General features: G+C 60.3%; 10 protein-coding genes. 5 read left to right on the forward strand and 5 right to left on the reverse strand.

Annotation, left to right across the window (positions count from 1 at the left end):
* Nucleotides 1-62 precede the first annotated feature (62 nt).
* Both AB8A33_RS03740 and AB8A33_RS03745 read right to left on the reverse strand, forming a co-directional pair.
* Nucleotides 63-467, reverse strand: coding sequence for a response regulator (locus AB8A33_RS03740; RefSeq protein WP_439091479.1), 405 nt, complete (start codon nucleotides 465-467; stop codon nucleotides 63-65).
* 68 nt (nucleotides 468-535) lie between these two features.
* On the reverse strand, nucleotides 536-1,231 hold the full coding sequence (locus tag AB8A33_RS03745) for a Crp/Fnr family transcriptional regulator (protein WP_439091480.1): 696 nt from the start codon (nucleotides 1,229-1,231) through the stop codon (nucleotides 536-538).
* 262 nt (nucleotides 1,232-1,493) lie between these two features.
* On the opposite strand from AB8A33_RS03745, the gene AB8A33_RS03750 reads away from it, so the two are divergent.
* Both AB8A33_RS03750 and AB8A33_RS03755 read left to right on the forward strand, forming a co-directional pair.
* Nucleotides 1,494-2,246, forward strand: coding sequence for an ABC transporter ATP-binding protein (locus AB8A33_RS03750; protein ID WP_439091481.1), 753 nt, complete (start codon nucleotides 1,494-1,496; stop codon nucleotides 2,244-2,246).
* Nucleotides 2,243-3,766: a permease gene (locus AB8A33_RS03755; protein ID WP_439091482.1), complete on the forward strand. Its 1,524-nt coding sequence runs from the start codon at nucleotides 2,243-2,245 to the stop codon at nucleotides 3,764-3,766. Before AB8A33_RS03750 ends, AB8A33_RS03755 begins: the two co-directional genes overlap by 4 nt.
* Nucleotides 3,767-3,826: 60 nt before the next feature.
* Here the strand turns inward: AB8A33_RS03755 and AB8A33_RS03760 are convergent, their stop codons facing one another.
* Nucleotides 3,827-4,675, reverse strand: coding sequence for a transglutaminase-like domain-containing protein (locus tag AB8A33_RS03760; protein ID WP_439091483.1), 849 nt, complete (start codon nucleotides 4,673-4,675; stop codon nucleotides 3,827-3,829).
* Nucleotides 4,676-4,818: 143 nt separating this feature from the next.
* A complete protein-coding gene (gene glgX / locus AB8A33_RS03765; protein WP_439091484.1) occupies nucleotides 4,819-6,936 on the reverse strand; it encodes a glycogen debranching protein GlgX in 2,118 nt (705 codons plus the stop codon).
* A 124-nt stretch (nucleotides 6,937-7,060) separates the two neighbouring features.
* Between glgX and rocF the strand changes: the two genes are divergently transcribed.
* The 3 genes from rocF (at nucleotide 7,061) to AB8A33_RS03780 (ending at nucleotide 10,107) form a co-directional block, all read left to right on the forward strand.
* The gene (gene rocF / locus AB8A33_RS03770; RefSeq protein ID WP_439091485.1) at nucleotides 7,061-8,029 is read left to right on the forward strand and encodes an arginase; all 969 of its coding nucleotides are present in this window, start codon (nucleotides 7,061-7,063) and stop codon (nucleotides 8,027-8,029) included.
* A gap of 131 nt (nucleotides 8,030-8,160) precedes the next feature.
* The gene (locus AB8A33_RS03775) at nucleotides 8,161-8,433 is read left to right on the forward strand and encodes a hypothetical protein (RefSeq protein WP_089265966.1); all 273 of its coding nucleotides are present in this window, start codon (nucleotides 8,161-8,163) and stop codon (nucleotides 8,431-8,433) included.
* A gap of 87 nt (nucleotides 8,434-8,520) precedes the next feature.
* Nucleotides 8,521-10,107, forward strand: a complete 1,587-nt coding sequence (locus AB8A33_RS03780) for an alpha-amylase family glycosyl hydrolase (protein WP_439095847.1) — start codon at nucleotides 8,521-8,523, stop codon at nucleotides 10,105-10,107.
* 95 nt (nucleotides 10,108-10,202) lie between these two features.
* Here the strand turns inward: AB8A33_RS03780 and AB8A33_RS03785 are convergent, their stop codons facing one another.
* Nucleotides 10,203-11,801 (reverse strand): ABC transporter substrate-binding protein, encoded by a 1,599-nt coding sequence (locus AB8A33_RS03785; protein ID WP_439091486.1) that lies wholly within the window; start codon nucleotides 11,799-11,801, stop codon nucleotides 10,203-10,205.
* Between the last annotated feature and the right edge of the window lie 216 nt (nucleotides 11,802-12,017).

The raw sequence follows: 12,017 nt of genomic DNA on the forward strand, positions 1-12,017 counted from the left end.
GCCGCAGCAGATTTTGGCTCTGGGTGATGCCTGCATCGGTCGTGATCGAATGTGCAACGATACTAGTGGAGTCGGGACGACCCATTCCCCGGCGCAAGGCACCGGTCCACGTGCGAGAGAAGAATCGCCGGTTTGAGAGGCTTTTGGAGGCGGCAGACGGCGCCGAGCTCGGTGGACATCGTGAGAAAATCGGGCGCAGACGCGTCTGCCGGTGACGCCGCGTGACCTGACATGACGATGATCGGGATCTCCGGACGGCACCGATGCGCCAGCTTCATCGTCTCCAGCCCGTTCATCCCGGGCATGAAGATATCGATGATGAGCAGATCGAAATCCGCGTTGCGGAGAATGTGGCGCGCGCGCGGGCCGTCACTTGCGCAGGTGACGCGGTGGCCTTCGCGCTCAAGCATTAATTTGGTGAAGATCTGAACGACCTTGTCATCGTCGACGATCAGGATGCTTGCCATCTGCCGGTCTCCCCCCCGGATGCCGCCACGCGAGCGCGGGGCATGGTTGTCTGGTTACGCACGCATCGTTACACGCCTCGTTGCAAACGCGGCTTCTCGTTCAACACCGCATCGAGCAGCGAACTGTGGACCTGAATATGTCCGTCATAGCTGACGAAGCCGAGCTTGCGAAACTTGTTCATGAAGAAGCTGACGCGCGACCGCGTGGTACCGATCATCTCCGCCAGCGTCTCCTGACTGATGTCGATATCGATGGGATGGCTGGGGCCTTCCTCGCCATAGTGAGCGAGGATGAGCAACAGACGCGCGAGGCGCTTCTCGCTTGAATTGAACAACTGGTCGATCAGATCTTCTTCGATCCGGTTGTTACGCGACAGAAGATAGGCAACGAAGAACTCGGCAAAGGCCGGTTCATCACGCAGATGGGCGGTCATCGCCGACCTGCTGATGGTGACAATCGTGCTGTCTTCCATCGCCGTCGTTGTGACAGTGCGCAGTGGATGACCATTCAGGCAACCCTCACCGAGGAACTGGCCGGGTTCGAGCAGGCCAACGACGGCTTCCTTACCTTGTTCGGACAGGACCGTCAGCTTGATACGTCCGTTCAGGATGTAGCCAACAGAATCCGCGACCTCACCCTGACAGAAGATGTTCTGGTTTTTCTTGTAGTCGGTCGTAACCTTTCCGATGCCGGGACAGGTCAGAAAATACGGTGCATCGAACTCGGCTACAGCAGGAGCCTTCAAGGCAGCTAGCCGTGTCATCACGAGTCTCCGGACATCGATCTTTCGCAGGTTAGTGTAAATCTATTCAGGGTTGTATTGTTCCCGTCCGGTCTAGTTAAATTGCCGGCATAAGAGATCACAAACGCACATGCGTGGGTGGGGGATTGATGGGGTTATCAATCCCGATGCGCACATAGATGCCACCGGGCGCGTGAGGCGGCGTAGTCACGTCATCGGATTCACTGCCCTGAAATAACTTCCATCCATGTTGCTATGCAACTTAACGCGCAGATCATCTGTCATGACCGCAACACACGCTGCCCTAGAATTGCGAGGGTTAACGAAACGTTTCGATCGGCCTGCCGTCGATGGACTCGATCTCACGGTGCGTGCTGGCGAGTTCTATGCGCTGCTGGGTCCCAATGGCGCCGGCAAGACGACGACATTGCGCATGGTCGCGGGATTGCTACGTCCCGACGCAGGATCGGTCTCGGTGCTTGGCATCGATGCGCTGGCCGATCCCGTGGCAGCGAAACAGATCATGGCCTGGGTATCCGACGAGCCGATGATCTATGACAAGCTGACGCCGCTCGAATATCTCGAATTCGTTGCCGGTCTATGGGGCTGCGATGCTGAAACGGCAGAGCGCACGTCGCATGGATTGTTGGCATCGCTAGGTCTCGGTCCGCATCTTCATGAGCGATGCGAAGGCTTCTCTAAGGGTATGCGTCAGAAGGTGGCACTGGCTGGTGCGCTGGTGCATGAGCCGCGGCTGATCATTCTCGACGAACCTCTGACCGGGCTCGATGCCGTGTCGGCGCGTCACGTCAAGGGTCTATTGCAGGATCGCGTGCGCTCCGGCTGCACCGTGATTATGACCACGCATATTCTTGAAGTCGCCGAACGCATGGCGGACCGGATCGGCGTGATCGCCGCAGGCAGGCTGATCGCCGAAGGGACGCTTGCCGAGTTGCGTCAGCAGAACGGGCAGGGTGACACCAGCCTCGAAGACATGTTCGTGGCGCTGGTGGACAGCGCGCCGGTTGCCGCATGACGCCATCCGCCAGCGTGATGTGGTTTGCCGGCCATGAAGTCCGGCTGGCATGGCGCGAAATGCTGGGCATGCTCACGGCGGGCCGTCGCTGGCGTCCACGCAGCGTTTCGCTTCTGCTGATTGTCTTCGTGATCTTCCTGCATCTGCCGGCCTATGCGGTGGTCGGCCGTTTCGCAGATGTGCAGACGCCGCTCGATCAATCGACGGCCATTGTCGTCACTGCCAGTATCTTTCTCGCCTGGGCTCTCGTTCTGTCGCAGGCGATTGAGTCCGTCACCCGTGTATTCTATGCGCGCGCCGATCTCGATCTCATCATGTCGTCACCCGCGCCGCTCACCAACCTCTTCTCCGTCCGCATCGCGGCCATCGCATTGACGGTAACCGTGATGGCGATGTTGCTGGCGACGCCTTTCGTCAATGTACTGGTGATCGGAGGCGGTGCGCGCTGGTTCTCCGCCTATGCCGTCGTCATTGCCATGGGCCTGTCGGCATCCGCATGCGCCATCGCCATCACCGTCGGACTGTTTCAGCTCTGCGGCCCCGCCAAGACGCGGCTGGTTGCGCAAATCATTTCGGCCGTGACGGGCGCAGGTTTCGTTATCGCATTGCAGGTCGCGGCGATTCTCTCTTACGGCACACTGTCGCGCTTCGCCGTGCTCACCTCCGATGCCGCAGCCGCCTTTGCGCCTGAAGCGAACAGCGTCGCGTGGTGGCCCGCGCGCGCGATGCTCGGCGATATCGCAGCACTGGTTCCGCTGCTGGCAGCCGGGTTGATCTTGCTCGGGCTGACGATGGCGATTTTCTCGCCGCGATTCAGCGATTACGTGGCCAGTGCCGCACCATTGGCGCAAGTTCGTCGCAAGAAAGTCGCAAGACCGTTCCGGACGGGATCCCGGCGCAAGGCCTTGCGGCGCAAGGAGTTTATCCTGTTGTGGCGGGACCCGTGGCTGGTCTCGCAAACCCTGATGCAATTGCTGTATCTGCTGCCGCCGGCCCTGATGCTGTGGCGCAGCTTCGGCGAGGGGGCAGGCGCCTTCATCGTGCTGGCACCGGTGATCGTGATGGCCGCGGGTCAACTCGCCGGCGGCTTGGCTTGGTTGACAATCTCTGGTGAGGACGCCGCGGATCTGGTGACGACCGCGCCGCTTCCGGCAAACACGATCATTACGGCCAAGGTCGAAGTCGTGCTGGTGATCATCGCCGCGGTGTTCTCGCCAATGGTTGCTGGTCTGGCGCTCGTCTCGCTGCGGCTGGCTGCGGTGACGGCATTGGCAACTGTCGTGGCGGCAGCCTCTGCGACAGCCATCCAACTCTGGTTCAGGGTGCAGGCACGGCGCAGCCAATTCAGGCGACGTCAGACGTCATCGCGTATCGCGACCTTCGCCGAAGCCTTCTCGTCGATTGGCTGGGCTGCGACGGCGGCGCTGGCACTGGTGCTGCCGATTGCCGCTGTGATCTCGGGTGCCATGACGGCGGGTCTCATGGCGCTGACGTGGAAGATCAGTCCGGTCAGGACCTGAAACAACAAAGCCACCCGCGGATACGAGTGGCTTTGCAATTACTAACGGCCTCTTAAACGACTAAGCCACCATCGACATCGGGGCGAGGGCGGGGGTGGCTTCGCTAAAAACCTCGTCGGTGATCACCGTAAAACGCACCAGCGGCGTCGGGCCGAAATTGGTGGAGATCGCCACGTCAGCGGCATCGCGACCGCGGGCCATCACGATGCGCCCGATGCGCGGATGATTGTGACGCGCATCGAAGGTGTACCACTTGTTTCCGAGGTAGACTTCGAACCAGGCGCTGAAGTCCATCGGCGCAGGATCGATGGGCACGCCGATGTCGCCGAGATAGCCGGTGCAATAGCGTGCCGGAATGTTCATGCAGCGGCAAAGCGTGACGGCCAGATGGGCGAAGTCGCGGCACACACCGATACGCTCTTCATGACCTTCAAAAGCCGTACGATCGTTGCGGGCATGGTGATAGCCGAACTCGATGCGCTGATGCACGTAATCGGCAATGGCCTGGACGCGCGCTGCGCCATCCTCGATATGGCCGAACAGCGACCATGCCAAATCGGACAGCTTCTGTGTGTCGCAATAGCGGCTGCCGAGCAGGAAGACCATGACATCGTCAGGTAGCTCGCCGACCGGCTGCAGCGGCCCTGATAGCGGAGCCGCATCCGGCAGCCCGCTATCTGAAATCAGAAAGTCATTCTTGATCTCGATCAGCCCAGGCGGCGCGACGATGCGCGTGCAGGTATTGCCGAACATGTCGCGATAATCATGCGCCTGCACGTCGTGGGAAAACTGGATGCGGTGCGGGCTCTGCAGATCCTTCGCGCGCGAAGGATGGATGCTGAGCATCAGGATCATGGGTGTTTCCTGCAAACACTGGAAAGCGATGTCGTAGCCCGCGCGAATCTTCACTTTTACGTCTCCACTAGCTCGGCAAATCAGGAATTCATCGTTGCCAGACAAGTGTAGTCACCAAACATCGTTCCGAGGTTCAGTGACAGGAATGTGCGGAAAATGTGGGCAGCGAGGTCGCGCCGACCCCGCTGCGCCATAAGCTATTTCTTCAATGATAATAAAAGAAGTGACCGGCCTGTGACCTGGTAAATGTGGCCGAACGGGAAATCTTCTTCATTGGCATCGGGAAGGTCGGCGTCGGGAATATTGGTATCCACCAGCAGTTCCCATCCGGTTCCGCCCGTGGCTTCCGGCATGGTGAAGTCTACCAATCCGTCGAAGCTGTTGAGGATGATCAGCATGGTCTCATCGTCGGCCGGCTTATGGATGCCGGTCTTCTGCGCGCGGCCGTCCAGCAACATGCCGAAGCATTTCATATTGCCCTCTTTCCAATGCGCGTCTTCCATCGGGCCGCCATTGGCGTTGATCCAGGTCACGTCGCGGACGTCGAGATCGGGATCGTGTTCGCCGGTCAGGAAGCGGCTGCGGCGCAGGACCGAGCAGCCGCCAAGCAGCTTGATCAACCGCTTGGTGTAAGCGAGAAGATCCTTGCCCTCAGTCGTGAGGCTCCAGTTGAACCAGGAAATCTCGCTGTCCTGGCAATAGGCATTGTTGTTGCCGTTTTGCGTGCGGCCGAATTCGTCGCCGCCGAGCAGCATTGGGGTGCCTTGAGAGAACAGCAGCGTCGCCAGCATATTGCGCTTCTGTCGCTCGCGCAGGGCGATGATAGTCTTGTCGTCGGTCGGACCCTCGACGCCGCAATTCCATGAGGCGTTGTTGGACGAGCCGTCTTTGCCGTCCTCGCCATTGGCCTCGTTATGCTTCTCGTTGTAGCTCGCCCAGTCGTTCAGCGTGAAGCCATCGTGCGCGGTGACGAAATTGATGCTGGCCCAGGCGCGGCGACCCTGATGGTTGAACATGTCGCCGGACGCGACGAGACGCGGTGCCAGTGCCGAGACCGGCGCTTTGCCGCGCCAGAAGTTACGCGTGGTATCGCGAAACTTGTCGTTCCATTCCGCCCAGCCGGGCGGAAACCCGCCGACCTGATAACCGCCGGGGCCGATATCCCATGGTTCGGCGATCAGCTTCACTGTTGTCAGCAACGGATCCTGATCGACGGCTTTCAGAAAGCCGCTTTGTTCGGTGAAGCCGTAGACTTCGCGCGCGAGAATGGTGCCGAGATCGAAGCGGAAGCCGTCGATATGCATCTCCCGCACCCAGTAGCGCAGGCTGTCCGCCACCATCTGGATGACGCGGGCATTGGACAGGTTGACTGTGTTGCCGGTGCCGGTGTCGTTGATGTAGTAGCGCGGCTTGTCGGGCATCAGCCGGTAATAGCTGGCATTGTCGATGCCCTTGAAGGACAGGGTCGGGCCAAGCTCGTTGCCTTCGGCGGTGTGGTTATAGACCACGTCGAGGATGACCTCGAGCCCGCCGGCATGCAGCGCTGACACCATCTCCTTGAACTCGCGCAGCGAGTTCGGCACGTCTGAGGCGTAGCGCGGGTCGGGCGCGAAGAAGCCGATGGAATTATAGCCCCAGTAATTCACCAGCTTCTTGTTCAGTAGATAATCGTCATTGATGAAGGTATGGACCGGCAACAGCTCGACCGAGGTGATGCCGAGGCCGCAGAGATAATCCACCACAGGCTTGCTGCCGAAGCCGGCATAGGTGCCGCGCAGTTTTTCCGGCACGTCGGGATGCAGCTTGGTGAAGCCCTTGACGTGGGTCTCGTAGATGATGGTCTGGTCCCATGGCACGGGCTGCCGGCCGGCTTCACCGGCCCAGTCGAAGTCGCGATCGACGATCACGCATTTCGGCATGAACGGCGCGGAGTCGCGCTCGTCGAAGGTGGTGTCGTCGCCAGTTTCCATCTTGTAGCCGAATACGGCCGGATTCCATTCGAGCTGCCCGGCATGGGCGCGGGCATAGGGATCAAGCAGCAGCTTGTTCGGATTGAAGCGATGGCCCTTTTCCGGCTCATAGGGACCGTGGACGCGATAGCCATAGAACGTGCCGGGGCCGACGTCGGGGATGTAGCCGTGAAAGACCTCGTCGGTATATTCCGGCAGCTCGATTCGCGTTTCCTTGTCGCCGTCGAACAGGCAGACCTCGACCTTGGTGGCATTGGCCGAGAAGAGCGCGAAGTTGGTGCCCTTTCCGTCCCAATGCGCGCCAAAGGGATAGGGAAGACCTTCTTCGACCACTCTGTTTGTCACGATTGCCCCACTGTCTGGTATGAATGCGCTGGATAACTGCGCCGCCGCATTTCCGTTGCAATGCAATCAGGTTGCTTCGGAATATATCTTGGCCTGCGAAGGTCGCTAGCCCGGAGTTTTGCTTATGACCGACGTCTCCCATCACAAACGCATCGCATTGCTGGGCGCGCCGGTCGAAGTCGGGGCCTCGCAGCGCGGGACTTTGATGGGGCCGGCGGCGATGCGTACCGCAGGGCTCGGTGCTCTCCTGGAAGAGCTCGGCTTTGCGGTGGAGGATCACGGTGATTTGGTGCCGCTGGACGGTCATGCGGCGCAGGACACACCGCCTGAGAATGCCAAGCACTATCGCGATATCCAGAAATGGGTCCAGGCGCTGAGCGCGCGCGCCTACACGCTTGCTAAATCGGGCGCGCTGCCGATCTTCGTGGGCGGTGATCACAGCCTGTCCATGGGATCGGTCAATGGCGTGGCGCGGCACTGGCACGAGCAGGGGCGCGAACTATTCGTGCTGTGGCTCGATGCCCATGCAGATTACAATACGCCGTACACCACCATCACCGGCAACATGCACGGCATGTCCGCGGCCTTTCTGTGCGGCGAGTCCGGCCTCGACGGTCTGCTCGGTGCGGAGCCTCGGGCCTCGATCAAGCCTGACAATCTCGATCTGTTCGGCATCCGCTCCATCGACAAGCTCGAGAAAGAGCTGGTGCACGCACGCAAGGTGGCCATTGCCGACATGCGGCAGATCGACGAGTTCGGTGTCGGCGTTCTGATCCGCCGTGTCATCGAGCGGGTCAAGGCGCGCAACGGCGTGTTGCATGTGTCCTTCGATGTGGACTTCCTCGATCCGGCGACAGCGCCCGGCGTTGGCACCATGGTGCCCGGCGGCGCGACCTATCGTGAAGCGCATCTCATCATGGAATTGCTGCACGACTCAGGCCTGATGTGCTCGCTGGATGTCGTCGAGCTCAATCCGTTTTTGGACGAGCGCGGGCGAACGGCGCGGGTGATGGTTGAGCTGGTTGGCAGCCTGTTCGGGCAGCAGATCACCGACCGGCCAATGCCCAGCAACGCAATTATACCGCCCGGCTAGTTCACGGTCGGCAAAACCTCGACTGGTTCCGGGCCTTTGCGCGCGTTACGCATGATCGTTTTGTCATGTTCTCGGAACTAACCCTGCAGCGCGGGATTGCTACCTCATGGTTCACACACGAGGAGCACGTCATGATTAAGCATCTTGCCATCATCGCCGTTGCTGCGGCGGGCATCAGCAGCGCAATTCCAGCCAAGGCCCAGGACATCGGCGTTGGCGTCGGTCCCGGAGGCGTGACGGTCGGCGCTGTCGGCCGCGACCGCTATCGCGACGACTATGACCGCGGGTACTACCGCGACCGCCGTGACCGCAACGAGACCGTGATCATCAAGCGCAGCCGCGACCGCGATCGTGGCTATTACGATGGCGGCGTTGAACGTCGTACTGTCATCGAACGCTACTAATATTGCGCCGAACGAGAGGCGGCCCTTCCTCGGAAGGGCCGTTTTTTCGTGCGTGATGGAAGCCTCAGAACATTGAGTGACATGACCATGGCAACTGCAGCGACAGTCTGGTGGCAGGCCGGTACCATCTATCAGATCTATCCGCGGTCGTTTCAGGACTCCAACGGAGACGGTATCGGCGATCTCGCGGGCATCGTCGGCCGGCTTCCCTATCTGCGGCAGCTTGGGATCGATGCGATCTGGCTGTCGCCGATCTTCCCGTCCCCGATGGCAGACTTCGGCTATGACATATCAGACTATATCGGCATCGATCCGATCTTCGGCACATCGGCCGACTTCGACGCGCTGGTGGCGGCGGCTCACGATCATGGTTTGAAGATCATCCTCGATCTGGTGCCGAACCACACCTCGGATCAGCATCCGTGGTTTATCGAGAGCCGATCGTCGCAAGATAATCCCAAACGCGATTGGTATATCTGGCACGATCCTAAGCCGGACGGCAGCGCGCCGACCAACTGGATGTCCGAATTTGGCGGCAGTTCCTGGCAATATGACGAGGCCACCCAGCAATATTACTACCACGCCTTTCTCGACAAACAGCCGGACCTGAACTGGCGCAATCCTGCTGTTCGCAACGCGATCTATGAAGTGATGCGGTTCTGGATGCGTCGTGGTGTCGACGGCTTCCGCGTCGATGTGATCTGGCATCTGATCAAGGATGAAGAATTTCGCGATAATCCGACAAATCCGAATTTCACGGCTGGGCGCCCGCCCCACGAGGCTTTTCTGCCGCTTTACTCGACCGATCGTCCGGAGACGCTGGATGTGGTCGCCGAAATGCGCCGCGTCGTCGATGAATTCGACGATCGCGTGCTGATCGGTGAGATCTATCTCCCGGTCGATCGGCTGGTCGCCTATTACGGCAGTGACCTGTCGGGCGCGCATCTGCCGTTCAATTTCGCGCTGCTCTCCGCGCCGTGGAATGCTTTCGCCATCGGCGAATTGATCGCGCGCTACGAAGCTGCACTGCCGCTCGGCGCCTGGCCGAACTGGGTGCTCGGCAATCACGACCGGCCGCGTGTCGCCAGCCGGGTTGGCATGGCTCAGGCGCGCGTCGCTGCGATGTTGTTGCTGACACTGCGCGGGACGCCGACGCTGTATTATGGCGACGAGATCGGCATGAAGCAGGTGCCCATTGCACCAGATCAGGTTCAGGATCCGTTCGAAAAGAACGTGCCAGGGATCGGTCTTGGCCGCGACGGGTGCCGCACGCCGATGCAATGGGGTGCCACGGAGCACGCGGGCTTCACGACGGGCGTACCCTGGCTGCCGCTGGACACGGACTATCTGCATCAGAATGCGGCTGCTCTCGCGGCCGATCCCCATTCGATTCTCAGCCTCTATGTGAAGCTGATCGACTTGCGCAAGCACATGCCTGAACTGGTGTTCGGCGGCTATGAGCCTGTGGACGCTGCGGGCGATGTGCTGGCCTATCGGCGCGTCTATGACGGGCAGATGGTGTTGATCGCCCTCAACCTCAGCGGAGAGCCCGCGTCATTGCACGTGGGAGGCGGAGAAATATTGCTGGCGACGGGACTGGATCGCCATGGCGAGAATGTTTCGGGCGCGCTGGAATTAGCAGGCAACGAAGGCGCGATCGTCAGGCTACGGTAGATATCCGCGTTCCGCGACGGCATGCATGGCGAGAAAAAAGCGCCGCCGGTTGCCCGGCGGCGCCTTGATGGTGCAATCGGCGGCTGCGCCGAAGCCTAGTCGAGACCGATCGTGGTCAGGTCCTGGAACCAGTGCTGGGCCTGCACAAACTTCTTCACCTTCGGCGACAGCGCATGCGGGTTGGTGTCGTGGACGACCCAGACCAGCACGGCATCGTCGACGATCTGCGCATGGGCTTCGGCGAGCAATTCGTCCTGCTTCTTCGGATCGAAGGTGTTCTTGGCTTCGTCGATCAGCGCGTCGACCTTCGGGTTCTTGTAGCCGCCCCAGTTCACGCCGACCGGTGCGATCTGGCCGGAGTGGAAGAAGCGCACGATGGCGTAGAGAGGATCCGAGGTCACGTAAGCGATGTTGTTGGACGTGATGCCCTTCATGCTGTCGTCGGCCGCACCCTTGCGCCACGCGGTGTAGAGGACTTCCAGTTCGACGACCTTGAACTCAACCTCGACGCCGATTTCCTTGAAGCTCTGCTGCAGGAATTCGTTGATCGGCAGCGACAACATCTGACCGGTGCCGCCATTGGCGATGATGAAGGTTGCCTTCAGCGGCTTGTCCGGACCATAGCCGGCTTCCTTCACCAGTCTCTTGGCTTCGGCGAGATCGTACTTGATCTTGAAGCTGGGCTTGCCGAACCACGGGCTCGAGGGATCGACCTGACCGATCGCGGGCTTGGCGAGACCGTTCATCAGCGCCACTACAGCATCGCGATCGATGGCAAGGTTCAGCGCCTTGCGCAGACGGACGTCGGTCCAGGGCGAACCCGGCAGCACGCTGAGATGATAATTCCAGACATGCGGTGTGACGTTGTCGACGATCTTCATGCCGGCGCCCTTGAGCTGCGGTACGGCATCGGGAGCAGGGGTCTCGATCAGGTCGACCTGACCGGCGAGCAGCGCATTGGTGCGGGTGAGGGCTTCCGGCATCGGGACGAGCACGAGCTTGTCGGCTTTCGGAATACGCTTCTTGTCCCAGTAGTCGGGATTCTTGCTGAGTTCGGCGAGCTCGCGCGGAACGAGCTTGGTGAGCTTGAACGGGCCGGTGCCCGAGGGCTGCGACGCAAACTTGTCCCAGTCCTTGCCGACCTTCTCATACTGCGCCGGGCTGGAGACCAGGAACCACAGCATCTGATAGGGGAAGAAGGAGTCGACGTTCTTGGTGGTGATCTCGACGGTGCCATCATCGATCTTGGCGTAGCTCGCGACCGAGGGCAGGCGGGTCTTTACCTGTGCGCTCTGGCGCTTGTCGAATTGCGGCGCCTTCTCGTTCAGCACCTTGTCGAGATTCCAGATCACCGCATCGGCGTTGAAGTCGCTGCCGTCGTGAAACTTGACGCCCTTGCGCAAAGTGAAGCGCCACTTGGTCTTGTCGGTGTCATCGACCTTCCATTCGGTGGCGAGGCCGGGAATGAGTTTGCCCGGGCGATCGGCGACATCCATCTCCCAGGCCACCAGCGGATCGTAGATCGTATAGCCGGTGAACTGATAGCCGCCGGCGCCGCGGTCAGGCTGACCGGTGGTCAACGGCACGTCCGCCATGGAGATGCCATAGCGCACGACCGTTTCGGCTTGCGCCGGTGCGGCTGCCCCTATGACGGCGGCGATGGCCGCAACAAACAACGAGCTTCGAACGCGCATAAACCAGACTCCGTATGGTGGGATATTGTCTGCCAGATACCTGCAATCCTGATGCCAGATTGGGCATTTTGAACGGTTTGTGTGTGCTGGTGTGCTGCAGTGCCGCAGTTTGAGTCATTGCGGTGCAAGGTTGCAGGCCTTGGCACAAGCGTTGCATAAGAATTAGCCAGTTTAGAACAAACCAACACTGGCGGAAGCCAACGTGTCATCCAAAGC

Origin of the sequence: Tardiphaga sp. 813_E8_N1_3, assembly GCF_051811025.1 — a bacterium.
GTDB lineage: Bacteria > Pseudomonadota > Alphaproteobacteria > Rhizobiales > Xanthobacteraceae > Tardiphaga.

Excerpts from the sequence above, each read along its gene's own strand:
- AB8A33_RS03745 (WP_439091480.1), bottom strand. The coding sequence starts at position 1,231 with ATGACACGGCTAGCTGCCTTGAAGGCTCCTGCTGTAGCCGAGTTCGAT.
- AB8A33_RS03740 (WP_439091479.1), bottom strand. The coding sequence starts at position 467 with ATGGCAAGCATCCTGATCGTCGACGATGACAAGGTCGTTCAGATCTTC.
- AB8A33_RS03780 (WP_439095847.1), top strand. The coding sequence starts at position 8,521 with ATGGCAACTGCAGCGACAGTCTGGTGGCAGGCCGGTACCATCTATCAG.
- AB8A33_RS03755 (WP_439091482.1), top strand. The coding sequence starts at position 2,243 with ATGACGCCATCCGCCAGCGTGATGTGGTTTGCCGGCCATGAAGTCCGG.
- AB8A33_RS03775 (WP_089265966.1), top strand. The coding sequence starts at position 8,161 with ATGATTAAGCATCTTGCCATCATCGCCGTTGCTGCGGCGGGCATCAGC.
- rocF (WP_439091485.1), top strand. The coding sequence starts at position 7,061 with ATGACCGACGTCTCCCATCACAAACGCATCGCATTGCTGGGCGCGCCG.
- AB8A33_RS03750 (WP_439091481.1), top strand. The coding sequence starts at position 1,494 with ATGACCGCAACACACGCTGCCCTAGAATTGCGAGGGTTAACGAAACGT.
- AB8A33_RS03785 (WP_439091486.1), bottom strand. The coding sequence starts at position 11,801 with ATGCGCGTTCGAAGCTCGTTGTTTGTTGCGGCCATCGCCGCCGTCATA.